General features: G+C 36.4%; 18 protein-coding genes. 12 read left to right on the forward strand and 6 right to left on the reverse strand.

Annotated elements, in window-relative coordinates:
• Positions 1 to 184: 184 nt before the first annotated feature.
• The 3 genes from truA to def are packed head-to-tail and all read right to left on the reverse strand — an operon-like array spanning position 185 to position 2,405.
• Positions 185 to 928, reverse strand: coding sequence for a tRNA pseudouridine(38-40) synthase TruA (gene truA / locus BJB63x_RS06280; protein ID WP_078719450.1), 744 nt, complete (start codon positions 926 to 928; stop codon positions 185 to 187).
• A gap of 1 nt (position 929) precedes the next feature.
• A complete protein-coding gene (gene fmt / locus BJB63x_RS06285; protein ID WP_078719451.1) occupies positions 930 to 1,859 on the reverse strand; it encodes a methionyl-tRNA formyltransferase in 930 nt (309 codons plus the stop codon).
• 12 nt (positions 1,860 to 1,871) lie between these two features.
• Positions 1,872 to 2,405, reverse strand: a complete 534-nt coding sequence (def, locus tag BJB63x_RS06290; RefSeq protein WP_078719452.1) for a peptide deformylase — start codon at positions 2,403 to 2,405, stop codon at positions 1,872 to 1,874.
• A gap of 109 nt (positions 2,406 to 2,514) precedes the next feature.
• Here def and BJB63x_RS06295 point away from each other — a divergent pair, with 109 nt between their 5' ends.
• A complete protein-coding gene (locus BJB63x_RS06295) occupies positions 2,515 to 3,693 on the forward strand; it encodes a DNA recombination protein RmuC (protein WP_078719453.1) in 1,179 nt (392 codons plus the stop codon).
• 102 nt (positions 3,694 to 3,795) lie between these two features.
• The gene (locus tag BJB63x_RS06300) at positions 3,796 to 4,383 is read left to right on the forward strand and encodes a transglycosylase SLT domain-containing protein (protein WP_153300770.1); all 588 of its coding nucleotides are present in this window, start codon (positions 3,796 to 3,798) and stop codon (positions 4,381 to 4,383) included.
• A gap of 227 nt (positions 4,384 to 4,610) precedes the next feature.
• On the opposite strand, the gene BJB63x_RS06305 is transcribed toward BJB63x_RS06300, so the two are convergent.
• Entirely contained in the window at positions 4,611 to 4,862 is a 252-nt protein-coding gene (locus tag BJB63x_RS06305; RefSeq protein ID WP_078719455.1) for a DUF1150 family protein, read from the reverse strand.
• A gap of 485 nt (positions 4,863 to 5,347) precedes the next feature.
• On the opposite strand from BJB63x_RS06305, the gene nth reads away from it, so the two are divergent.
• From nth to BJB63x_RS06355, 10 genes are all read left to right on the forward strand, one after another.
• Positions 5,348 to 6,088 carry an endonuclease III gene (nth, locus tag BJB63x_RS06310; protein ID WP_078719679.1) on the forward strand — a complete coding sequence of 247 codons (741 nt, stop codon included), beginning with the start codon at positions 5,348 to 5,350 and terminating at the stop codon, positions 6,086 to 6,088.
• Between the two features lie 142 nt (positions 6,089 to 6,230).
• Entirely contained in the window at positions 6,231 to 6,434 is a 204-nt protein-coding gene (rpmI, locus tag BJB63x_RS06315; RefSeq protein ID WP_078719456.1) for a 50S ribosomal protein L35, read from the forward strand.
• A gap of 33 nt (positions 6,435 to 6,467) precedes the next feature.
• On the forward strand, positions 6,468 to 6,869 hold the full coding sequence (rplT, locus tag BJB63x_RS06320) for a 50S ribosomal protein L20 (protein ID WP_078719457.1): 402 nt from the start codon (positions 6,468 to 6,470) through the stop codon (positions 6,867 to 6,869).
• Between the two features lie 92 nt (positions 6,870 to 6,961).
• Positions 6,962 to 8,047 carry a phenylalanine--tRNA ligase subunit alpha gene (pheS, locus tag BJB63x_RS06325; RefSeq protein WP_078719458.1) on the forward strand — a complete coding sequence of 362 codons (1,086 nt, stop codon included), beginning with the start codon at positions 6,962 to 6,964 and terminating at the stop codon, positions 8,045 to 8,047.
• A 31-nt stretch (positions 8,048 to 8,078) separates the two neighbouring features.
• Positions 8,079 to 10,493 carry a phenylalanine--tRNA ligase subunit beta gene (gene pheT, locus BJB63x_RS06330; RefSeq protein WP_078719459.1) on the forward strand — a complete coding sequence of 805 codons (2,415 nt, stop codon included), beginning with the start codon at positions 8,079 to 8,081 and terminating at the stop codon, positions 10,491 to 10,493.
• A 175-nt stretch (positions 10,494 to 10,668) separates the two neighbouring features.
• Positions 10,669 to 11,577, forward strand: a complete 909-nt coding sequence (locus tag BJB63x_RS06335; RefSeq protein ID WP_078719460.1) for a metal ABC transporter substrate-binding protein — start codon at positions 10,669 to 10,671, stop codon at positions 11,575 to 11,577.
• Positions 11,574 to 12,404: a manganese/iron ABC transporter ATP-binding protein gene (locus BJB63x_RS06340; RefSeq protein WP_078719461.1), complete on the forward strand. Its 831-nt coding sequence runs from the start codon at positions 11,574 to 11,576 to the stop codon at positions 12,402 to 12,404. The genes BJB63x_RS06335 and BJB63x_RS06340 overlap by 4 nt, the downstream gene beginning before the upstream one ends.
• The gene (locus BJB63x_RS06345) at positions 12,401 to 13,264 is read left to right on the forward strand and encodes a metal ABC transporter permease (RefSeq protein ID WP_078719462.1); all 864 of its coding nucleotides are present in this window, start codon (positions 12,401 to 12,403) and stop codon (positions 13,262 to 13,264) included. The genes BJB63x_RS06340 and BJB63x_RS06345 overlap by 4 nt, the downstream gene beginning before the upstream one ends.
• On the forward strand, positions 13,261 to 14,166 hold the full coding sequence (locus tag BJB63x_RS06350; protein ID WP_078719463.1) for a metal ABC transporter permease: 906 nt from the start codon (positions 13,261 to 13,263) through the stop codon (positions 14,164 to 14,166). Before BJB63x_RS06345 ends, BJB63x_RS06350 begins: the two co-directional genes overlap by 4 nt.
• A 401-nt stretch (positions 14,167 to 14,567) precedes the next feature.
• Positions 14,568 to 14,954 (forward strand): YbaN family protein, encoded by a 387-nt coding sequence (locus BJB63x_RS06355; protein ID WP_078719464.1) that lies wholly within the window; start codon positions 14,568 to 14,570, stop codon positions 14,952 to 14,954.
• A gap of 285 nt (positions 14,955 to 15,239) precedes the next feature.
• On the opposite strand, the gene pncB is transcribed toward BJB63x_RS06355, so the two are convergent.
• Together pncB and BJB63x_RS06365 are read right to left on the reverse strand one after the other, a co-directional pair.
• The gene (gene pncB, locus BJB63x_RS06360) at positions 15,240 to 16,544 is read right to left on the reverse strand and encodes a nicotinate phosphoribosyltransferase (protein ID WP_078719465.1); all 1,305 of its coding nucleotides are present in this window, start codon (positions 16,542 to 16,544) and stop codon (positions 15,240 to 15,242) included.
• A 126-nt stretch (positions 16,545 to 16,670) separates the two neighbouring features.
• On the reverse strand, positions 16,671 to 25,196 hold the full coding sequence (locus BJB63x_RS06365) for a GH36-type glycosyl hydrolase domain-containing protein (RefSeq protein WP_078719466.1): 8,526 nt from the start codon (positions 25,194 to 25,196) through the stop codon (positions 16,671 to 16,673).
• Positions 25,197 to 25,260 lie beyond the last annotated feature (64 nt).

Here is a 25,260-nt window from a genome sequence, read left to right on the forward strand (position 1 = left end):
AATACTGGTGTAACTTAAAAGCTAAAGAAAAAAATATCAAAAACGTATTAATATTCTCTTATCATAATGTAATGGTTTCCCAATTCGATAAATAATCTTCACTAATGGCAATGTCTAGATTTTTTAATGAGGTTCCTAGTTATCACTATTATTTTATGGAAAAAACTTTAATAGAGCAATTAAATTAATAGTCAACTTTTATCAGATAAAGACCTGAGGGAGGTGCAACTACACCGCAACGGGCACGATTTTTTGCATGAAGAGCTGCTTCAAGATCTTCAGCTGTCCAGCGTCCAATACCAACTTCCATCAGGCTTCCTGCAAATGAACGAATCTGATGATGAAGAAAAGAACGAGCCTGTGCATAAAGGAAAATTTCTTCTCCTTTTCTTCGGATATCCAAGCGTTCAAGGGTGCGGATAGGACTTTTAGCTTGACAATGAGTTGATCGAAAAGTGGTAAAATCATGCTGTCCTACAAGTCTTTGAGCTGCTTTATGCATAGCATCAGCATTTAGTGGTTTTGGTAACCACCAAACACGCTTGGCATTGAGAGCTGGTGGTGAGCGGCGATTGAGAATTTTAAAAAGATAGTAGCGTTTAGTTGCACAAAATCGTGCATCAAAGTTATCAGGAACATTCTGAACATTTAGAACAGCAATATCTTCACCTTGTTTTTGCAAATAAGCATTGAGTGCATCACGTATAGTATAAGTATTCCAATTTTTCTCAAAATCAATATGAGCAACTTGTCCCATAGCATGGACACCAGCATCGGTTCTTCCTGCTGTAGTGATGGTTAGTTTTTGTCCGCTAAATTGAAAAATAGCCTGCTCAATGGCACCTTGTATCGTACGGAGATTCGCTTGACGTTGCCAACCAGCATAATTTGATCCATCATATTCAAGAGTAAGTTTAAAGCGTGGCATATTAAAAAACTGCAGAAATATTAGCTCCTTGTAAAAATGTTGCGCGATCGAGAAGTTTACCACCAGATCTTTGGAGATGAGTTATTTCTATACATCCTTGTCCACAATGAACAATCAGTTTCTCTGGTTCTATTCGTCCAATTTCGAGAGAACACCTTTCTATTAAGCGGCTTCCGAGAATTTTCACTCGTTCGTGTTTACCATTGATATTCATGATGCACCAACAACCAGGAACCGGAGAAAGAGCGCAGATGTGCTTATGAATAAATTTGGCAGATTTAGTCCAATCAATTTGAGTTTCTTCTTTTCTAATTTTAGCAGCATAGGTCACTCCTTTTGACGATTGTGGAGTAAGTTTAAGTTGATTTTTTTCAAGAGCTGATAAAGCTTCTACAATGAGTTTTGCTCCTATATGTGATAGCTTATCTGAAAGTTCATAAGCTGTCATGTTATCAGTGATAGTAATTGAACGCGATAAAGCAATAGGTCCTGTATCTAATCCTTCATCCATTTTCATAATCATCATTCCTGTTTCTTTGTCACCAGCCATAATTGCACGTTGAATAGGTGCAGCGCCACGCCAGCGTGGTAACAATGAAGCATGAGCATTAAAACAACCAAAGCGTGGTGATTCAAGAATAGGCTTGGGTAATAATAACCCATAAGCGACAACAACAGCGACATCAACAGCAAGTTTTGCAAATTGGATTTGTTCTTCAGCTGTTTTAAGAGTTTGAGGAGTAAAAACGGGAATTGATTTCTCTTTTGCTGCAATTTGAATAGGAGAAGGAGACAATTTGAGACCACGTCGTCCTGCTGGACGAGGAGGCTGACTATAAACTGCTACAATGTTATGACCAGCTTCTAATAAAGCATGTAAAATGGGTACAGAAAAACTCGGGGTTCCCATAAAGCTTAGTCGTAATACCATTCAAACTACTTTCTATGTGTTTTGCTTTTTTGCACGTTTTTTAAATTTTCGTATTACCATATCACGTTTGATTTTTGAAATATGGTCAATAAAAAGATAACCATTCAAGTGATCAATTTCATGTTGCAAGCAAGTAGCTAAAAGACCACCTACTTCAATCTCTGCCTTTTTTCCTTCGCGATCTCTATAGCAAATACGGAGGTATTTGGGACGTTCAACTTCTGCAAAATATTCAGGAATAGAAAGACAACCTTCTTGGTAAATATTACGTTCATCTGATATCCATAAAATTTCTGGATTAATAACAACAAGCGGATTTTTAGGAGCATCTTTTGAGGAGATTTCTAATCTTGGGGAGATATCTAAAACTAACATTCGCAGTGGCACACCAACCTGAACAGCCGCAAGTCCAATACCTTGGGCATCGTACATAGTTTCTAGCATATCATCAGCTAATTTTTGAATAATTGAATCAATATTCTCAACTGGTTTTGAAACTTCACGTAAAATAGGATCAGGTAAAATAACTAAAGGCTTTATTGACATAGTAAATATAATAATAAATGATTTTATAAATCAATATTGAACTTAATTACAGGTAAACATTAAATAATCGCATGTATTTTTTTGCGACAAAACCGCTATATTTCTTTTTATGTTTGATTCGCTTTTTTTAATAATGCCCTTTGGGGAGCATTTTAGTCAACGAATGATTTTCTTTGTTCTAGTTGGTGTAGTGTTTTTAATCATTATGCATAATAACCGGAAAAGAGCTATTTGCGAACGTGAATTAGCTGAACATTCTCGCGAAGCACAAATGCAGATGGCTACGTTGCTACAAACACAAATTGAAATGCAAGGGCGTATGCAAAAAATGGCAGAGATTTTTGGTCAAAGGCAGTTTGAATTGAACCAATCTATTTGCGAGCAACTCAATGGAATGAGAACCAGTTTAGGCCAAACTCTTCAGGTACAAACTAAGTCTACTTACGAAAATTTGAACCGTTTACAAGAACGTTTGGCAGTGATAGATGCAGCGCAAAATAATATTCAGTCGCTCACTGGACAGGTTGTTCAATTACAAGCTATTTTAAACAATAAGCAGACACGAGGTGCTTTTGGTCAGGGACGAATGGAAGCAATTATTGCTGATGCTTTGCCATCTAATGCTTATGTTTTCCAAGCAATTCTTTCAAATGGAAAACGACCGGATTGTCTTATTCATATGCCTAATAAGGCACCTGCTCTTGTTGTTGATGCTAAATTTCCTTTGGAGGCTTGGAATGCAATGCGTGAGGCATCATCATCTCAAGAACGTCAGAAGGCTGAACGCCAATTTCGCAATGATATGGATGTTCATATTCGAGATATTACGCAGAAATATTTAATTCCTGGAGAAACACATGATACAGCTTTTCTCTTTGTGCCATCGGAATCGATTTTTGCAACAATCTATGAGGATTTTGAGTCATTAGTACAAAAAGCCAATCGAGCACATGTGATGATTGTATCACCTTCTTTATTAATGTTATCTGTTCAAGTTGTACAAACTATTATGAAAGATGCGAAAATGCGTGAACAAGCGCATTTAATCCAATCAGAAGTAGTAAAATTAATGGAAGATTTTGAACGAATGGATATACGTGTTCGCGCTTTACAGAAACATTTTTACAAAACAGGTGAAGATATCGAAGCAATTTTGACGTCGTCCTCTAAAATTATGAAACGGGCTAATCGCATTGAATCTTTAGAATTACAAAAAAATGATTCTATATCAGAGCCGATAGCAACACATATTCAATCACAAACTTTGCATTTAGATGATAAGGATTAAAAGAAGAATATCAAATACCGTATTGATTTTTTCTATTTGTAAATTTAGTAAGTATTTCTTAATGATGCTTCATTTGATTTTTAGGGTCAGGTAAAACAGGTGATACGGCGCTTTTTTTTATTAGGCGGATGTGTGCTTTTATTAGGAAGTTGTGCTACAAAGCCTCCTATACATATTAATAACGCTTGTGCTATTTTAGCTCAAAAAGACGGTTTTTTTAATAATTGGAGAAAGGCTACTAAAAATGCGGAGTTACTTCATGGAATTCCTATGCCTATTATTCTTGCAACCATTCGTGTAGAGTCGAGTTTTCGTCATAATGCAAGCCCTCCACGTAAAAAACTTTTTGGTTTTATTCCATGGGAGCGTCGTTCGACCGCTTACGGTTATTCTCAAGCACTTGAGAGTACATGGAATAATTATATGCGCTCTACAGGAAAAGTTGTTGCGTGGCGTACCAATTTTGCAGATACAGTCGATTTTATTGCTTGGTATCATCGCCAAAGTGTTCGACGTAATGGTATTAGCCCCAATGATGCATATAATCTCTATTTAAATTATCATATGGGGCATAGTGCTTATGCACGGAACAAAGGCTCTTCGTCTGCTGTTGTTGCTAAGACAGCGCAGCGTGTAGAAGAGTTATCTAAGCTTTATGATCAGCAGTTAAAAGCATGTGGGCAACGCTAGAAATAACCATACAGCTCTTTAAATTATCGCGATATTATAAATGATTGCTGAGATGCGCAGCTATTATTGAATGAATGCTTAGAATAGATATGAATTGTTTCTAATCTCTATTTCTAAGTTTTAGAATAATTATTTCTTTTGCTGTCCTTGCCGATACAAAACACACGGCACACCTTTATCGAATTTTGGCATGTTGCTTAGGAGTTTTTCAGGAATTTTGAACCAGTTTATTGAAGTGTTACAATTTGTAGTTCATGCTCATTAGCACCCGCGAGGGCGATAGAACGTTCATCGGATAAAATAATTGGATATCCCGTTTCTCCGAAAAGAGCCCATATTGTAATTCCTGGGATCATAGGTGGAAGATCTGGAAAGTTTTTAGCTAGATCATCTGTACAAACTTCTTTTAAATAAGCGATTTGTCGTGCATCAGGAAAGACCGTATCTTGTAACGGTAAGATTTGTTTACGCTCTTTCATTGTATTGATCCTTTATGCATTACCTTCTATTATTTTTTACTACTGGTTTTGATTTAATTTTTAGTGTTGAAGATTAATGGATAAAAAAAATTTTTCAACTCAGCATTTGTGACATCGATTACTTTTATAGAAAAGTGAAATTGGTTCAAAGAATACAATATAACATAAATAATAATATTTTGACTCTTTTTGTGTTTCAATAAATGATCAGTCGATGACTTTTTTGAGATTATTAATCTTAAATTTAAGAACAAACAAAAAGACACGCATACAATTCTCATTTCATAACCATTTTTATGAAGACGACGAACCTTACCACTAAGAATAGTATCAGCAATTTGAGAATATGTTTCAATGTTTTTTTGATTGTTTCGAATTTTAGAATAAATAAATATAGTAAATATATACCATTGTATTAGTTTTGCAAAGCAGCCATTTATTAAAATTAAACAAAAACTTCAAAAAAGAAGATCCAACAGAGTGCAATGACTGAAAAAGCGATTAAATCATTAAAAGTGTACAAAAATACTGAGACAATTTATGGGGTAGACGAAATTGCAGAAATATTTCGTCGTTTTTCCATTCAACGTCCTACACCTAAAAGTGATCTTAACTATACTAATGTTTTCACTCTTTTGGTCGCAGTTATTCTTTCTGCTCAGACTACGGATGTTAGCGTTAATAAAGTTACAAAGAAATTATTTTATCTTGCTGATCGACCAGAAAAAATGATTACTTTAGGAAAAGAGGGAATTGAACATCATATCCGTGCAATTGGTCTTTGGCGTGCAAAAGCACATAATATTTATGAGCTTTGTTGTCGTTTGATTGATCAATATGGTGGTCAAGTTCCTGATAGTCGTGAAGCACTTATGACGCTTCCTGGTGTAGGACGTAAAACTGCTAATGTTGTTTTGAACATTGCTTTTGGACAGCCTACTATAGCAGTGGATACGCATATTCTGCGTCTTGGAAATCGTCTTGGTTTGGCATCGGGAAAAACACCGGAAGAGGTTGAAGAAAAATTAGTAAAAATTATTCCGGATTGTTACTTACAGTATGCTCATCATTGGCTTATTTTACATGGACGTTATGTTTGCAAAGCACGTAAACTAGAATGCAAGCAGTGTATCATTGCTGATCTCTGCAAAGCAACGATCAAAACGAATACGATTCCAGCTCCTTTAGTGGAAGTTAAAGACAATGGGACGCCAGTTTTTTTTTAACACGGACTTGCTATTTTATGCATACTGGCTTATGAAATTGCAATCAAAACTGCCTGGCAGGGCATGCCGTGGCTGTTCAAATGTTTACTCGAGCTTTGGTCAGCTTTATTGAATTTAAACGTATAACGTATGGAGTAACAAAATGCCCAAGATGAAGACAAAATCATCCGCTAAAAAGCGATTTAAGGTCACTGCGATAGGTAAAGTTAAAGCAGCTGCTGCAGGTAAACGGCATGGCATGATTAAGCGTTCTAATAAATTTATTCGTAATGCACGGAGAATGATGGTATTGGCTGAACCAGATGCTAAAAAAGTTATTCAGTGTTATTTACCAAATGGCCTTTAAGCCTTTTACTTTTGATTTTGTAGGAGATTATCCATGGCACGTGTAAAAAGAGGTGTTACAGCTCACGCTAAGCACAAGAAAGTTCTAAAACAAGCTGAAGGTTTTTATGGTCGTCGTAAGAATACCATTCGTGCAGCTAAGGCAGCAGTTGATCGTTCAAAGCAATATGCTTATCGTGATCGTAAGAACAAAAAACGCACTTTTCGCGCCTTGTGGATACAAAGAATCAATGCTGCTGTTCGTATGGAAGGTTTGACTTATGGGCGTTTTATTGATGGTCTGTCAAAGGCTGGTATTGAGATCGATCGCAAGATTCTTTCTGATATAGCTATTAATGAGCCAACGGTATTTACTGCTTTAGTAGTTTCCGCAAAGAAAGCTTTAGAATATTTGAAAGACACAACACCTAATGCTTTTGAAAGCGCTGTCAAATAGCCAGCTGCGTTCTCTTCAGGCATTCATTTATTCCGGATTCCGCGCTGGTTGTTACTAGGGCGGTTTTTTTATTGAAAAAATAGGCAGAAATTATGAACGATATTGAGTATTTGGAGCAAGAAATTTGTTTTGCTTTAGAAGCGGCGAATGATGAACAAGAACTTGAAACAGTGCGTATTGGAGCCTTAGGGAAGAAGGGAAGCATTTCTGAAAAATTAAAAGCATTAGGCAAGATGACTGCTGATGAACGGCGTAAAATAGGCCCGGTACTTAACGGATTAAAAAAACGTGTTCTAGAGTTATGGATGCAAAAGCGTGATGCTCTCAAGTACCAAGCAATGGCTATGAGCCTTTCTAACGAAACTGTTGATGTGACTTTACCTGTTCGTTCGTCACCCATAGAACGGGGTCGTATTCATCCTATCTCTCAGGTAATTGATGAAATCGTAGCCATTTATACTGATATGGGTTTTTCTATTGCAGAAGGGCCAGATATTGAAACGGATTATTATAATTTTACAGCGTTAAATTTTCCTGAAGATCATCCAGCACGAGAAATGCATGATACTTTCTTTTTTGGTGTTGATGAAATGGGAAATCGGAAATTGTTGCGCACGCATACATCACCAGTGCAAATTCGTGTGATGGAAAAGAAACAGGTTCCGATACGTATCATTATTCCTGGAAAAACTTATCGTATGGATTCTGATGCAACTCATTCACCAATGTTTCATCAAGTGGAAGGATTGGTGATTGATAAAGTTTCTAATATTGCACATATGATGTGGCTTCATGAAACTTTTTGTAAATCCTTTTTTGAGGTGCATTCAGTAAAGATGCGTTTTCGTCCCTCTTTCTTTCCTTTTACTGAGCCTTCTATGGAAGTCGATATTCAATGTGATCGTTCTGGTTTAGAAGTAAAATTTGGTGAAGGTTGTGATTGGTTGGAAATTTTAGGATGTGGAATGGTGCATCCTCATGTTTTGAAGAATGCTGGTTTTGATCCGGATGAATATCAAGGTTTTGCATGGGGGATGGGCATTGATCGTATTGCTATGTTAAAATATGGTATGTCTGATTTACGAGCTTTTTTTGATGCTGATATTCGTTGGTTAAATCATTACGGTTTTCGCTGTTTTGACATCTCTCTTTTATTTTCTGGTTTGAACAATATGTGATCTTATAACAGTTGTCATGTGAGGTTTGAAGATGAAATTTACATTGTCCTGGTTAAAGGATCACTTAGAGACAAATGAGTCTTTGAATGAAATTTGTGATAAACTGACAGCTATTGGCCTTGAGGTTGATCATGTCGAAGATCGTTCTTGTTTAACAGGTTTTTTAATCGCAAAGATTTTAACTGCTATTAAACATCCTGATGCGGATAAATTACAGGTTTTGTCAGTAGATATAGGGTCTGGTACGCCTATCCAAGTTGTATGTGGCGCATCAAATGCACGCCCTGGGCTTGTTGGTGTTCTTGCGTTGCCAGGCACTTATGTTCCTGGACTTAATATGACGTTATCAGTAGGAAAAATTCGTGGTGTTGAAAGTTTTGGTATGATGTGCTCACAAGCAGAGCTTGACCTCTCAGATGAGAATTGCGGGATTATTGAACTTTCAAAAGATGCACCCATTGGAATGTCATTTGTAACTTATGCAGGATTAGATGATCCCGTTATTGATATTGGTTTAACTCCTAATCGTTCTGATTGTACAGGTGTTAGAGGAATTGCTCGTGATTTGGCTGCAGCTGGAATTGGGAAATTAAAAGAATTGTCTTTACCACAATTGTCTTTTTCTTTTGAAACATCGGTCAAAGTTTCTTTGGATTATTCGCAGGACTCGTCATTATGCTTAGGTTTTTCTTGGTGTGAAATTCGCAATGTACAAAATGGTACATCGCCGCAATGGATGCAACGGCGTTTGAATGCAATTGGTGTTCGATCAATGAATGCGTTGGTTGATGTAACAAATTATATCAGTTTCGATCTTGGTCGTCCCCTTCATGTTTTTGATGCGGATAAGCTTAAAGGAACATTGAGTGTACGTCGTGGTCGTGAGGGTGAACAATTTCAGGCATTGAATGGTAAAGTTTACAGTTTAGGCTTTGAAAATTGTGTTATTGCAGATGAAGAGGGTATTATTGCCATTGCCGGTATTATGGGTGGTGAAAGAACACGCTGTGACGAAAAGACGCATCGTGTTATTATTGAGTCAGCGCTTTGGGATTCAAAGAATATTGCTCAGACGGGTCGTTCATTGGAGCTTATTAGTGATGCGCGTTACCGATTTGAGCGAGGTGTTGATCCAGCTTTTATGGAATCGGGTCTTGAGATTGCCATAGAATTAGTTTTACGTCTTTGCGGTGGTGAGGCATCAATAACACAAGTTATTGGATATCAAAAGCCAGAAATTAAAGAAATTGTTTTTCCGTTTTCTGAACTCAAACGTTTAACGAATTTAGAGATGGAATCAGAGCAAGCTTTTGCTATTTTGACAAAGCTTGGATTTGGCATTGAAGGAAAAGGGAATGTAGTGACGGTTAAAGTACCAACCTGGCGTCATGATGTTTTTGGTAAAGCTGATTTAGTAGAAGAAATCATGCGAATTTATGGATTAGATAAGATTCAGCCTATACCGTTGAAAAATTTTGCTGAGGTTAAACAGAAAACTTTAACATTTTTGCAGATTTTCTCACACACTGCTCGTTGGATTTTAGCGTGTCGAGGTATGATGGAAGCTATAACTTGGTCATTTATTTCTGAAAATCAGGCATTAGCTTTTGGAGGCGGTCAGGCACAGCTTAAATTAGTGAATCCTATTGCTTCTAATATGTCAGTAATGCGTCCTTCTCTTCTACCTGGTTTACTTGTTGCGGCACAGGGAAATATTGATCGTGGTTTTTCAGATTTTGCTTTATTTGAAGTTTCAAATGTTTATGAAGGTGATACACCTGATAAGCAGCAGAATGTTGCTAGTGGTATTCGTTGTGGTACGGAAAAATTTGAAGGAGCTGGACGCTTTTGGACCGGAAATACAAAGGTAGTTGATGTTTTTGATGCTAAAGCGGATGCATTAGCTGTTTTGGAAGCATGTGGTATTGATAGCAGTAAAGTGCAAATTGAAGTTGGAGCTCCTAATTGGTATCATCCTGGTTGTTCAGGTGTTATCAAACTTGGACCAAAGATTATTCTTGGTTTTTTTGGTGTTTTTCATCCTATTACTTTAGAAAAGTTAGACGTAAGTGGTCCTATATGCGGTTTTGAAATTTTCCTTGATCGAATTCCAGAACCCAAAAAAAAGGTTACCAAAATCCGTACCCCTTTAAATTTATCGCCTTTTCAAATGGTGCGGCGCGATTTTGCATTTGTTGTTGATAAAGAAACTCCATCCTCTCTTATTGTTCGTGCTGCGAGTAGAACGGATAAAAAACTTATTTATTCAGTACAGGTTTTTGATCTTTTTGAAGATCCAAGTCTTGGTCAAGATAAGAAATCTATTGCAATTGAAGTTGCTATTCAACCTTTTGAACGTACTTTAACTGATGAAGATCTTGAAAAACTGGCTTTAAAAATAATTGAGAATGTTACTAAAACAACTGGTGCCTATTTGCGTCGTTAATTATTATGTTTTACAAAAATGGTTTTTGCTTTTTGGGATATGAGAAAAATATTTAAATATTCTTTATCTTAAATATATCTAAAATAAGGTATTATTTTAAAATTATTGCAAATTTAGAAATTAACTGTTATCTGTAATATAGTAATGCAAATCATTAGCAATAGAAAGAAAATCAATGCAACTGAAGGCGTTTTTTATCTCATATTTTTTGGGTATAACTCTTTTAACTCCTAGTACAGTTTTGAGTGCTAGTAAATTTAAAGCTGTTACAACTTTTACTATCATTGCTGATATGGCTCGTAATGTTGCAGGTGATGTTGCCGATGTTGAATCAATTACTAAACCAGGTGCTGAAATTCATGAATATCAGCCTACGCCACGAGATCTTATGCGTGCTCAGGGAGCTAACCTTATCTTATGGAATGGATTGGAGTTAGAGCTTTGGTTTGAAAAGTTTTTTCAAAATGTCAAGGATGTTCCAAGTGTAGTCGTTTCAGAAGGTATTTTGACTATTAAAATTGGAGATGGGCCTTTTAGTGGTAAGCCAAATCCTCATGCGTGGATGTCACCAGTCTCTGCCTTGATTTATGTTGATAATATTCGTGATGCTTTTGTAAAATATGATCCTAAGCATGCTGATGTTTATAATAAAAATGCTGAAGTTTATAAACAAAAGATTCGTTTGAACATTGATCCAATTAAAGCTGAGCTAAAAGCAATACCAGAAGACAAACGTTGGCTTGTGACAAGTGAAGGTGCATTTAGTTATTTAGCTCGTGATTTCGATTTAAAAGAACTCTATTTGTGGCCTATTAATGCTGATCAGCAAGGAACACCCCAACAGATTAAGCATGTCATTGATATGGTTCGGAAATATCATATTCCAGTTGTTTTTTCTGAGAGTACTGTTTCTGCTGCACCTGCCAAGCAAGTGGTAAGAGAAACAGGGGCTAAATATGGGGGGGTACTTTATGTTGATTCACTGAGTGATAAAGATGGTGAAGTTCCTACTTATATTGATTTGTTACGTGTTACCAGTACGCGTATTGCTAAGGCTTTGTCAGATGAGGTAAAAGGTCGATGACTGAGTCTGGAATATTTGCTCGAGATGTAGCTGTGACTTATCGTAATGGATATACAGCTTTGCGAGAAGTGAGTTTTGAAAGTCCTATCGGTTCTATCTCTGCATTGATTGGGGTTAATGGGTCAGGTAAGTCTACACTATTTAAAGCTATTATGGGATTTGTAAAACCTTCAAAAGGAAAAATTCGCATTTTAGGTTTATCAGTTAAAAAGGCTTTAAAACAAAATCTTGTTGCATATGTTCCCCAAAATGAGGATGTTGATTGGAATTTTCCTGTTCTTGTTGAGGATGTTGTTTTGATGGGAAGGTATGGCCATATGAATTTCTTTCGCTATGTTCGAGCGCAAGATCATGAAGCTGTTCGTGTTGCATTAGAACGCGTCAATATGTTGCCATTTGCTAAACGTCAGATTGGTGAACTGTCTGGCGGACAAAAAAAACGCGTTTTTTTGGCGCGAGCTCTTGCGCAGAAAGCAAAAGCCATTTTACTAGATGAGCCCTTTACAGGAATTGATGTCAAAACAGAGGATAGAATTATTACTTTGTTAAAAGATCTACGTAAAGAAGGTGCTATCATATTAGTCTCTACCCACAATTTAGATTCCGTTGCTGAATTTTGTGATCGTACGATTTTAATCAAGGGAACAGTTGTAGCTTCTGGGTTAACAGAAGTGGTTTTTACACAAAAAAATCTTGAACAAATTTTTGGTGGGGCTCTACGTCATCATTATTTGAGTTTTCAAAATGCGCAAAAAAATGATGTTACCAAAAATGACAATAAGTCTTTATTGCATGATTACAATCAAAAACTGGAGCATAGTTTATGATTGTTTGGTTACTTGAGCCTTTTACTTATCAATATATGATTAATGCAATGTGGGTTTCAGGTTTAGTTGGCTGTGTTTGTGCCTTTCTTTCTGCTTTTTTAATGTTAAAAGGTTGGTCGTTGATTGGTGATGCGCTTTCGCATTCGATTGTGCCTGGAGTTGCTGGTGCTTATCTTTTGGGACTACCTTTTTCGTTTGGAGCTTTTTTTTCTGGTGGGCTCGCTGCTGCAGCAATGTTATTTTTGAATTACAGAACAAAACTAAAAGAAGATACAATTATTGGTTTAATTTTTTCTTCCTTTTTTGCTTTTGGATTATTTCTGAAATCATTAAGACCAATGTCTGTTAATATTGATACAATTGTTCTGGGAAATATTTTAGCAGTTAGTTCATCAGATATTATGCAGTTGGCTTGTATTGGATTCTTTTCCCTTTTCATATTGTGTATGAAATGGAAAGATTTATTGGTCTTTTTATTTGATGAGAGTCATGCACGTGCTATTGGATTAAATGTTACGTTATTAAAAATTCTCTTTTTTACACTTCTTGCTGCTTGTACTGTTGCGGCTATGCAGACAGTAGGAGCTTTTTTAGTTATTTGTCTTGTGATTACACCGGGAGCAACGGCTTATCTTTTAAGTGATCGTTTTGTAAATCTTTTGATCATTTCAGTTATGATTGGAACTCTTACAAGTATCTTGGGTGTTTATATGAGTTATTTTTTGAACGCACAAACCGGTGGTGTTGTTGTGCTTTTTCAAACATTTTTATTTATAATAGCGTTTACTTTTGCTCCTAAATACGGTTACATTGCTGCACGCTTACGTGTAAGAGCAGCAAAAAGGTGTGGAAATATATGATTCATCAATTGCTGCTTCCTTTTCAGTTTTCTTTTATGATTAAGGGTATGATCATTACCATCGTTCTGGCTGTTCCAATGGCTATGCTTTCTTGTTTTCTTATTTTAAAGGGATGGTCCCTTTTAGGAGATGCGATTTCTCACGCAGTTTTTCCTGGGGTAGTTATTGGGTACATGACAACCCCCTGGGCGATGACATTTTTATCTTCTATGCCGTTTCTTTGGTTTCATAATGTGCGCCCTGCTAATGTTACAATGACTTTGATTGCTTGTGGTGCTTTTTTAGCAGGTATGATTTGTGCCATTGTAACAGGTTTTTTGGGGAATAACAGTCGTATTAAACAGGACACGATTATGGGTGTTGTTTTTTCATCTATGTTTGGTTTGGGACTTGTTTTGGCAACAGCAATATATAGTGATTTGGATTTAAATCACATTTTATTCGGTAATCTTTTAGGTGTTAATTGGCTTAATATTACACAAACAACAATAATTTCTATTATTGTTGCAATGGTTTTAGGTATAAAATGGCGTGATTTTATGTTGTACATTTTTGATTCAGTTCAAGCGCGTGCAATAGGATTACAAATATCGGTGCTCCATTATACTCTTTTAACAATGATTTCTCTCACAATTGTTGCTGCTTTGCAAGCGGTTGGAATTATTTTAGTTATTTCTTTGTTAATAGCACCGGGTGCTATTGCTTATCTTATTACTAAGCGTTTTTTTTCTATGCTGTTAATTGCTGTATTTATTGCAGTTTGTTCGAGTTTTCTAGGAATTTATCTTAGCTTATTTATTGGTTCTGATTCTGCTGCCACAATTGTATTGATTTTAACACTCATTTTTATTGCTGTTTTTATATCAACTTTCTTTCTTCAGAGTACAGCTCAAGAAATTTAAGCGTAATAGAACTTATGCATAGCAGCTATGCATTTTTGTATATTGTCTCTAGCATGTGTTTTTATTAGTTATAAAGAGAGCTAGATCATTTTCCTCCTAATGTCTAGTGGATGAATGCAGTATTCCTCCTCCCAACACTGCATTCGTAATTAAAAGGCTGCATTGATTTATCGTGCAGCCTTTTTGTTTTTCAATTCTCTAAAGAATTAATTTTTATTGTTTGAAAATTTTAAAATTATCGTCATATCATATAGATTGCTCTCCGTTTTAGAAAACAATTATCAACGAAAATGCATTAATTGATGTATTGTATAGAGAGATGACAACGTACTAAAATTTGTAAATAATAACATTTTGTATAATGGTGTCTGAGTGAGAAAAACAGAGATAAATGATAAATAATGAAGAAAGATTTTAAAATATCCCCTCCTTTACGCATTTTCTATTCTATATTAGGGTGGGCAATGATTGTATTAGGTTTTATTGGTGTTGTTTTACCTATTATGCCTACAGTGCCTTTTTTGTTGGTTGCTTCATGGTGTTTTGCGCGTTCATCACCACGCTTTCATCATTGGTTGCGTAATCACAGAATTTTCGGTTCTCCTATAAAAAAATGGGAGGAAAAGAAAGCCATTCCGCCATTTGTTAAGATTTTTGCGGTGGTAAGTATGTTTGGTGGTTTTTTATCGTTTTTGGTGATAATTCATCCTGCTTTGTGGTTTGCTTTATTAGTTGCGATTATTTTATTGATAGTTTCTTTCTATATTGTAACACGTTCATCTTCTTAAACATGACTGAAATGAAGGGTTTGATTGACAAAAAATAATTTAACTTTCGCTTATTTTTAAAAGTTAAGCAATTGTGAATATCATAATAGTCCCTCGCTTTATAAGATTTTTCAGAATATTATACTGCGTTCATTAAAGATGATTACTATACTATGCCAGCAAATATTATTTGTGACGGGCGAGGGTGAATTATTCGGATTAGGGTATTATTTATATTTTAAGAGAAAGATTTTGTTGGGTAAATTTACTGTTCAAAAGTTTATTTTTATACAAATTGATTAATGATTAAATTTTTACAGGTTTAGTAATGCGTTGTTCATTTCCAAAAAAATTTAAATAACGTTGTATTTCTTGTGGATCGCCAATGGCTTTTTCAGGATTGTCTGAAAGTTTTACAGCCGGTCGGCCGTTAGCATGAGTAACTTTACAAACAAGGGAGATAGCTTCAAGGTTTGCAATATCTTGAGGTGCACAGTTTTCAAAATCATTAGTGAGATTAGTTCCCCACCCAAAACTCATGTGGACTCTGCCGTGAAAGTAGTGATAAGTTTCTTCAATTGTGTCTATATCTAAGGCATCAGAAAAAATTAATAATTTCTCATGTGGTTTTTTTCCTTTTTCTTGCCACCACTTGATAATGCGTTCGCCCCCTTCAATAGGTGGAGCACTGTCCGGTCTAAAACCTTTCCAATCTGCTACCCATTCTGGAGCGTTGCGTAAAAATGCTTCTGTACCAAAGGCATCAGGCAAAACAATCAAAAGATTACCACCATAATAACGATTCCAATCTTGTAAAACTTGATAAGGTGCTTTACACAGCTCACTGTCATTATTTGCAAGAGCAGCGATTACCATGGGTAATTCATGTGCATTTGTGCCAAGAGCTTCTAAATCTGTGTCCATAGCTAAGAGGACATTAGAGGTGCCTGTAAAAGAATTACCAATTCCTTCTTTTAATGCCTCTACACACCAGCGTTGCCATAAAAAGGAGTGTCGACGTCTAGTACCAAAGTCAGATATTTTAATATCAGGTAGTTTTTTAAGTCGTTCAATTTTACTCCACATTTTTGTTTTGGCACGGGCATAAAGCATATCAAGTGCAAAACGACCAAAATTTTTCATAGCAGCACGTGAGCGTAATTCACTAATAATAGCAAGAGCAGGAATTTCCCACATAGAGCTATAAGCCCATGGTCCATCAAAACGGAGGATATATTGACCATCTTTACAAGTTAGTTCATATTCTGGAAGCTGAAACTTTTCAAGCCACTGTAGAAAATCTGGTTCAAAAATCTGTTTACGTCCATAAAATGTATTGCCAGCAAGCCAGATCATTTCTTTTTTAGTAAAGCGCAAGCTAAGGGCATGATCAAGTTGAGCGCGCAATTCACCTTCGTCAATATCATTGGCAAGGTAAATTGTTTTTGTACGGTTTATGAGAGAGAAAGTGACATTAACATCTGGATATAGTCCCCAGATCATCTGCACCATAAGAAGCTTGTAAAAATCTGTATCAAGAAGGGAACGAATGATTGGATCAAGTTTCCACTTATGGTTATAAACACGCCCAGCAATATCTGTACAATTCATTACATTTTTTCTTTTCGTTGAGTAAAATCTAAAACTGCCACGTATCCCAAAATATGGTCATTACAATAGGTGCACAAACTATAACAATTTTGTAGTTTTGAGCAATATAAAAAAGCTTTTCATTTTTTATGATTCTAGAGTATATAGAATTTCATGGTTGCCTGTTTTTTTTAATTTTATACCTCTATCAATTTTAATATACTCCTTTCCATCAATACTGAGCGTGTTTTTATTTGTTCGTCTCACTTTAATTTTATAAACAGCATTATGGAATTTCATTTTTGCTTCATATTCAGGCCAGGAGGAAGGTAAATGTGGGCGTAAAAATAACTTTCCGCCTTTAAGATGAAGCCCAAGAATAGTTTGTGTTGCTGCACGATAAAACCATCCTGCTGAACCTGTATACCATGTCCAGCCACCTTGTCCACGATATGGCTCAACGGTGTAAATATCTGCTGCCATAACATAAGGTTCAACGCGATAAATTTCTGGGTTTTTACCATGATTAATAGGATTTATCCTCGAAAACAGCGTGTAAGCTTTGTCTTCTTCTCCTATTTCAGCAAGTGCTAAAATGCTCCAAATAGCACCGTGAGTATATTGTCCACCATTTTCTCGAATTCCTGGAGGATAACCTTTAATATAACCTGGTTCAAGGGCACTTTCGTTGAAAGGTGGCCAGAAAAGATGTATGAGACCAGTTTTTTCATCATAAAGGTGATCAAGCAGTGATGCCATTGCTTGTTTTTGATGGTTATAAGGTGCCATTTTGGAAATTACAGCCCAAGATTGGGCAATAGAATCAATTTGACATTCAGCATTTATTTTAGATCCAAGAGGAGTTGTATCGTCAAAATAACCACGTCGATACCAAGCACCATCCCAACCATTTTGTTCTAGAGCTTTAGTTAGACGTTTCAAATATGTACTCCAGGCTTTAACACGGCTATGATCACCACGATTTTTAGCGAGAGGAATAAACGCTTGTAAAGTGGTACCAAGAAACCATCCCAACCAAATACTTTCACCTTTTCCTTCAATACCCACTAAGTTCATACCATCGTTCCAGTCACCACCTAGAATAAGAGGTAGATTATGTGGTCCACAACGTTTGATGGCTAGATCTAAAGCTAAAGCACAATGTTCATAAAGTGTTGTAATGTTGGATGATTGTGTAGGCTGGAAATAAGAATCATTTTGCCCTGCAGCTAAGAGGGGACCTTCAATGAAAGGGACTTGAGTATCAAGAAATGTCTCTTCGCCAGTGGTATTAACATATAGGGCTGTTCCATAAGCAAGCCAAACGACATCATCAGAAATAAGTGTTCGGACACCAGCATTTGTATCAGGAAGCCACCAATGCTGTACATCTCCTTCGGGAAATTGGTGTGCTGCTGCATTTAACAGGTGCTCACGTGCTAATTGTGGTTCAAGCAATAATAAGGATAAACTGTCTTGCAATTGGTCACGGAAACCGAATGCTCCACTGGCTTGGTAAAAAGCTGAGAGTGCCATCAAGCGGCACGCATAAATTTGATAAGGTAGCCAATGATTGACCATAATATCAAAAGAGAGATCAGGGGTTTTTACTTGTAGTGGAGAAACAAAATCATTCCATTGTTGTTTTTGTTGGACAAGAAGAACTTTAAAATCATCTTTACGCACTTGGTCTAGCAGATTTTCAGCTTTTTGCATATTTTCAGCGCTACCAAGATAAAAGGTGATTTCTTTTGTTTGCCCTGGTTGCAAATCGATATCATAGGCAAATGCTGAACAAGGATCACGACCTGATTCTACTGTATTTGAAAGTGCTTCAGCTTCACGAATAGCTTGTGGATGTTGAACTGTTCCTGTTATGCCGATAAATTCAGTGCGATCAGTAGTAAAACTGGTTGGCATTTCGGATGCTGATAAGAAAGTAACCTGTTGAGATTTTTCGATGTGATAGGGATTCTGGATAAAATGTGCACCACGTTTGGGATCGTAATGGGTAATAATAAAGGGTGCGTATTTTGTGCGGATGTTTCCTAAAACCCATTCAACATAATTATAAAGGCGTAAGCTATGTGGTTTTTCTCCTTCATTTTTAATGATGAGGCGAGAAAAACGAATTGGCTTTTCTCGATTAAGTGTGTGGGTAAGTTCTAATGCAATATCTGAATGTGTAGATTTAAAAGTTGAAAATCCAAAACCATGGCAAGCCTCATAGATGACGCTATTATCACATTCAACAGCAGAAACTGGAGAAAAACATTTTAAAGTCAGTCGGTCAACAAGATATAGCGCTTCCCCTGGACGATTGGTAACAGGATCATTGCTCCAAGGAGTTAATTGGTAATTACGGCTATTATTAGCCCAGGTGAAGATTGTTCCTTCAGCGGATACGTGAAAACCAAAGCTATGGTTTGCAATTATGTTAATCCATGGATGTGGTGTTGTTTGGCATCCATTCAGACGCACCACATAATGGTTATGCTCATTAAAACCACCATAACCATTCCAATATTGCAGATCTTCGCTCTGTATAGGGAAATAAGAAGCTTTTTGTTTTGTTTTTTGTGTTTTTTTATTGTATTTTTTGTAGTTTAATTTATTATTAGATTCTTGCCTATGATTGTGAATAACTAAATCGAAATCAATATTTTCTATACGTTTCAATTGTTCAGATAAAGATCCATTTTGAGCATGAAGAATAATGCGGGCTGATGCGAGAAGTGTTTTGAAACTTCGTTCACTTATTTGATCGCGTTGGAGGGTGAAAATATGATTTTTTCCATTCATTTCTTTTGTACGGTGACAATAAGATTCACATGCCCACTCAATGGCGCGTTGTGTATCTTGTAAATAGGAAAATGTCTGTTCATTTAAAATAACTATATCAACGATGAGACCCCGCGTACGCCAATACTCATATGCTTTAAGCAGCTCACGCAGTACAGTGATATCCGTTTCATTATCTAGTCTGAGTAGGCAAATAGGATAATCTCCTGAAATGGACATTGGCCATAAATCAGATTGTTTTCCAATAGTTTTTGCTAATGTTTCGGGAGGAAGACGCCATTTTCGATCAGGATAGATAAGTGGTGTTATGTATTTTTGATAAGTAATAGCCTCTCTAGGACTGATATTGTTTTGATACAGTGAAATTTGTGAATGTGTCCATGCTTTTGATAATTCTTTCTGGAACATATGAGGTTGTCGATAATATTTAATGTAGTTTTGTAATGTTTCTTTTGAATCGGCTGCAAAAGTCCAAAAAATAAGTTCTGTTTTTTCATGAGCCGGAACTTTTACACGACTGCGGATTGAAATAATTGGATCAAGGACACATCCTTGATTACCTTTGTAATTATTTTGATCAAAGGCAATTGGATGATAAATAGAGCGACCACGGCTAATAAAAAGGCGACGATCAGTTTCCGCTTCTGCTTCTGGAATAATTCCTGATGAATCAGTAACAAAATGGGCAATATGGATATTGGGATCATGAGGAGAACGCTTGCGCCTTTTAGCTAAAATTGTCCCACCTGAATCAAGAATTTCTGTTTCTATAAACATTCGTGAAAAGACAGGATGAGCATAATCATTATCAATTGTTGCAAGCGCTAATTCACCATAAGAAATTATTTCAATTATTCGATCTTTGTTCGTTATGTTGATTAACTGTATACGTCGACCTTCACCATCACCTTTAGAAGCAACAAGACATTCGAGTGTTGATTTCAGACCATCAACTGTTTTTGTATATTCAGCTTTTTCATCTGTAAAAATACTGACTACTTCTTCTTCGGCCACGCGTGTTGGTTCATTTGTGATAGACCACCAGTGTTTACTTTCTGTATCTTTGATGAAGAACAAAGTCCCTTGTTGATCTTCTGAAGCATCAGGAATAAAACGTGTTATAGCATAATTATGCCAACGGCTATAACCAGAACCATTTGCTGTCATCATTATAGAATAACAGCCATTTGATAGAAGTAAAGTTTCTCGAGGTTTAAAAAGAGGATTCGTAATAATGCGCACAGGGGTATCATCAAAACCTCTAGAGTTATTGCGCATAGGGTTGTTAGTTTTAGTATGAATGACAGGAATTTGTCGTGGAGCTCTTTCCTGTAATAATAATTGTGCAGCTTTTATAACTGGATCACGATGAAAGCGATTACGCATCCGTCCTTCGAAAATGACGTTATTGATAGCAAGAATCGACATACCATGATGATGCGCATAATAATTACGTACGATGGCATATTTTTCTCCTTTTTGCACACGTGAGGGTGTAAAATCAATAGAATCATAATAACCATATGTTCCTAAAGCACCAAGACTACGCAGGTGATTTAGATTAGAGATGGCTTGAGCTGGCATATATTGTGCAGCTAAAAGACTGGCATAAGGAGCAATAACGGCATTGCGTGATAAGCCACGCTGAAGTCCGAGGCTTGGAACACCAAAACTAGAATATTGGTAATTCATTAAATGATCACGGGCATTAAATGCCGCTTCTGAAATACCCCATGGTAGTCGTCGTCCACGTGCATATTTTATTTGATGACGAATAATGAGCCGATTTGTTTGATCAAGTATGGATCCTAAGGGCTCACGCATAACAAGAGAAGGCATGAGATATTCAAACATAGATCCTGACCATGATAATAGAGCACCTTTCCAACCAATTGGGATAAGTAATCGGCCAAGATGAAACCAATGTTTGAATTTAATATCACCTTTAGCAATAGCAAATAAACTTGCGAGACGTGCTTCTGAAGCTAGAAGATCATAGCAGCTTTCGTCGAGTTTATTTTCCTGTACACGATAGCCAATAGATAAAAGTTGTCGTTCAGTCTGTTCTAAAAAGTCAAATTTCATATCGAAAGCTATTTGTCGCGCTTTTTCCGATAAAGTATTTAATTTTTTGCATAGTTCTTTAGTGTCGTAGTTACTCATAATATCGTGGTTATGAGCTTCACACGTTTCTACTAGACATTTGGCCCAAGATAACATGTGAGCAGATTCTTTTGTTTGGATTGTTTTATTGAGTTCGTTGATCAAATGTACAATATTATGGGCAGCAATCGAAAGACGAGTAATATTCATAACGGTTTCTGATTTTGTTTTAAGTACGCTAACAGAGTGATGAAAATTAGCAATATGCTCTTTGATCTGTTGGTATAATGGATGAAGAGTATTGGTATTGTCAGGGGTTTCCTGTAAGATCTCTTCAAGAATATTGTTGACATCGAATAAACTGTCCAGATCGCTTTGTAAAAAGGTATTAGGTGTTTCAGCCCATTCGCTTAAAGCCGAAGCCAGTGTTATCAAATGGCCGGCAAGATTACCTGAATCAACTGTTGAAATATAAGTTGGCAGAAGAGGTTTAAGTGTATCTGTTTCATACCAGTTATAAAGATGACCACGAAACTTTTCCATTTTTTCAATAGTATTTAATGTGCACTTAATTCGCGTAATGGCATCTTCAAAGCTAATCCAACCAAAATCGCGTGCAGCAATAATAGAAAGTAGGTAAACTCCAATATTGGTAGGTGATGTGCGCTGCGCAATAAGGGGTTCAGGCTCTTCTTGAAAATTATCAGGTGGCAAATAATTACTTTGTTTATTGACAAAAGTTGCATAATAAAGCCATGTCCGTCGTGCAATGCACCGCAGTATTTTTTTATCTTCGGAAGATATATCAAGAACATCTTGAAATGCTGTTGGTTTGCTGACAAACCATGCAATCATTGGTGAGAAAAACCACAGAACTACAAAAGGTAAAGCAATCAAGATTGTTGAATTATTAAAGGATAGGGGTAATCCTATAGCAATAATACCAATAAACACTGCTGGCCACATAGTGATGATATAGAAGCTTAAACTATTGGGAATTGATTTCGTTGCGGCTGAAGTTTTCCATTCAAGAAGATACTGTTTTGAGATCATCATGCGATAGAGTGCACGGATGATTGCATCAGTCATAAAATAAGCTGAGTGAGCTATAAATGTGATTTTAAGAAGTATTTCTAATATTGTGGAGGAAATGCTACTTGAAATTAATTGTAACTGTCCGCGTAAAGAATAATCGCTACTGGAAGGAATAAATGTGCGAAGGACACCTAAAATTGGTGCAATAAAGGGACTAAGAAGCAGAAATATTTGCCAAAAAATTGCTATTTTAAACGGTAAAAGAGACCATCCTGCTATTGCTGCAATAAGCCACATCAGTGGTGTGAGAGAACGGCGCAAATTGTCTTGCATTTTCCAGCGCGTTGTGAGACTCACATTATGGTGGTTTAAAAGATAAGGCAATAACTGCCAGTCACCACGGATCCAACGGTGATGACGAGCAATATCAACGTTATAAGCTGTTGGATAATCTTCGATGACTTCTACGTCGCTTACGAGCGCGGCACGTGCATAACTTCCTTCTAAAAGATCATGACTGAGGACAGTATTCTCTTTGATTTTATTATTCAGTGCTTGTTCAAAGGCATCGATATTATAAAGACCTTTTCCGGTGAAAGTTCCTTCTCCCAAGAGATCTTGATAGGTATCAGATACGGCAAAGACATAAGGATCAATTCCACGATTGGTAGAGAAAACTCTTTGTAGAATTGATGTTTCTTCTTCTGCTGTGAGAGAAGGTGTGATACGGGGTTGTAAAATGCTGTAGCCTTTTACAACCGCTCCATTTTTTTTAGAAAAAACAGGGCGATTAAGTGGATGGTTGAGCTTACCAACTAGTTTAGTAACACTTTCAGGAGTTAGACGTGTATCTGAGTCCAAAGTCATAACAAAACGACAATCCATAGGAAGATTTGGATCTGGAGTGTAAAAACTAGTATTTTGATTTCCTCGGAGTAAGAGATTAAGCTCATGAAGTTTTCCACGTTTGCGTTCCCATCCCATCCAGCATTTTTCATGAGCATTATAAAGGCGTCTACGGTGAAGAAGAAAAAATAGGGGAATGTTATCACGATGATAACGATGGTTAAGTTGAGCAATACCTTTTTGTGCATAGTGCAACAAATCAAGGTCGTTTTGTGTTTCTGCAAATGGAGCATCTGCCCAGTCGGTGATAAGAGCAAAATGAATGGCTCCTTGAGGGTTAGAAAGATAGTGCACTTCAAGATTACGTACTTGTTCATCGATATCATTACGTGATGTGATCAAAGTGGGGATAACAACTATTGTACGTGCATCTTCGGGAATACCCTCTTTATATTCATAACCAATGAGCTGATTTGGTGGGACAAACCATGATACAACAGTGTTAAAAAAAGCAAAAGCAGCATCCATAGTAGGAAAAAGCGCCAGTGCGGTGAAGAGGAGTATCATTAATGGTGTCAGACCAGATATTTGTAACGAAATATAGATCGCAAACAAAATAACAAGCATTAAAAAAAAGACAGGAATTGCAATGGCTCCTATTTTTAAACGATAATAGGTTTGTATCCATTTTGTCAGAAGTGATGGATTGTATCCGCATGCTTCTTCAAAAATAGAACGTCCGTCATCAACAAAGTACCATCCAATAGAAAGATTATTTTTATAAGTGACATCTTGAGAGCAAGTTTGTGTCATCTCTATAGCTTTACGTGCAATTTCTAATTCACTAAGAGATGAACGATGTGCAATTTTTTCGATGACTTGTCGATAAACATTGCGTGAATGAGAGTCAATTTCAGAAAAATCACTATTTTCACGCAGGATAAAGTCTACACAACTTACTGTTTCAAACCATGCCGTCCAATCAACATCATCAATAGTTTTGAGAGCACGAATAATATTGCCCATGGTTATACCATCTGTTGTTAGACGCGTATGTTCATCAGCTGTTATCATTTCTGGGTTACTACCATGAAGGTACAGCTGTTCTTTAAGCCAGGTTAATGCTATTGTTGAATCAACAGATGAACCTCGTAGACGGTAAAATAAATGAGCTGAAAAAGTTGAAAGAGAGGTTAGTTTTTCATAAAGAGTAAGAATATTTAATTGAGTTTCATTTTTTGCAATGGTAATTTTATCGGCTACTTGATTAGCGAGAGATTGCATATACCGTGCTTGCTCAATACGTAATGAAAGACGGCGGATATTTTCAATTAAGATCATACGAACAACAAAAGGAAGCGCCCACAATTCACTAATTTTTAGATTACAAACTTTTTGAAAACCATTAACCATTGCTGTAAGTGTTTCTTGTGAAAAACTGCTATCTGTATGGGCGACATAAAGCCAGGCTAAAGCGAAAATGCGTGGAATTTCTTTATTTTGTTCATAAGGGGGTAGTTGCTTGATAAAAGACTTGGAAAAATTGCAGCGTAGCTGTTGTATAGTTTTGTCAATGGTATAATGATTATCAATAAGCCACTGGGCGGACGGTGCAATTGTTTCATTATTACGTGCGGCAACATCGTTGATGCGAAAGACATGGAGAATAAGTTTAGCATTTTCAATCAATCGTTTACGAAAATCATTTTCTTTTTCTTTATATTCAGGAAGAAAGATTTTCTGGCCAGACGCTATGTTATAGCCTAACTTATAAAGCTCTTCTTGTGATTTACTGGTTGAACGGATAGGGAAATTAGTTTCATTGAGATAGTGAATTTTTGTTTTTTGAGAAAAAAAACACTTTATACGATTTAGTATGGGTACCATAATTCTATTGCCATTCGATGATGTGTTATTACTCAATAGACTGTTGGTATTTTATCTCAATAAG

The organism is Bartonella sp. JB63 (assembly GCF_002022665.1).
Classification (GTDB): Bacteria; Pseudomonadota; Alphaproteobacteria; order Rhizobiales; family Rhizobiaceae; genus Bartonella.

Coding starts and splice junctions, on each gene's coding strand:
- BJB63x_RS06335 (WP_078719460.1), top strand. CDS start 10,669: ATGCAACTGAAGGCGTTTTTTATCTCATATTTTTTGGGTATAACTCTT.
- rpmI (WP_078719456.1), top strand. CDS start 6,231: ATGCCCAAGATGAAGACAAAATCATCCGCTAAAAAGCGATTTAAGGTC.
- BJB63x_RS06340 (WP_078719461.1), top strand. CDS start 11,574: ATGACTGAGTCTGGAATATTTGCTCGAGATGTAGCTGTGACTTATCGT.
- pncB (WP_078719465.1), bottom strand. CDS start 16,544: ATGAATTGTACAGATATTGCTGGGCGTGTTTATAACCATAAGTGGAAA.
- BJB63x_RS06295 (WP_078719453.1), top strand. CDS start 2,515: ATGTTTGATTCGCTTTTTTTAATAATGCCCTTTGGGGAGCATTTTAGT.
- rplT (WP_078719457.1), top strand. CDS start 6,468: ATGGCACGTGTAAAAAGAGGTGTTACAGCTCACGCTAAGCACAAGAAA.
- def (WP_078719452.1), bottom strand. CDS start 2,405: ATGTCAATAAAGCCTTTAGTTATTTTACCTGATCCTATTTTACGTGAA.
- pheT (WP_078719459.1), top strand. CDS start 8,079: ATGAAATTTACATTGTCCTGGTTAAAGGATCACTTAGAGACAAATGAG.
- nth (WP_078719679.1), top strand. CDS start 5,348: ATGACTGAAAAAGCGATTAAATCATTAAAAGTGTACAAAAATACTGAG.
- BJB63x_RS06305 (WP_078719455.1), bottom strand. CDS start 4,862: ATGAAAGAGCGTAAACAAATCTTACCGTTACAAGATACGGTCTTTCCT.
- pheS (WP_078719458.1), top strand. CDS start 6,962: ATGAACGATATTGAGTATTTGGAGCAAGAAATTTGTTTTGCTTTAGAA.
- BJB63x_RS06355 (WP_078719464.1), top strand. CDS start 14,568: ATGAAGAAAGATTTTAAAATATCCCCTCCTTTACGCATTTTCTATTCT.
- BJB63x_RS06365 (WP_078719466.1), bottom strand. CDS start 25,196: ATGGTACCCATACTAAATCGTATAAAGTGTTTTTTTTCTCAAAAAACA.
- BJB63x_RS06350 (WP_078719463.1), top strand. CDS start 13,261: ATGATTCATCAATTGCTGCTTCCTTTTCAGTTTTCTTTTATGATTAAG.
- truA (WP_078719450.1), bottom strand. CDS start 928: ATGCCACGCTTTAAACTTACTCTTGAATATGATGGATCAAATTATGCT.
- fmt (WP_078719451.1), bottom strand. CDS start 1,859: ATGGTATTACGACTAAGCTTTATGGGAACCCCGAGTTTTTCTGTACCC.
- BJB63x_RS06345 (WP_078719462.1), top strand. CDS start 12,401: ATGATTGTTTGGTTACTTGAGCCTTTTACTTATCAATATATGATTAAT.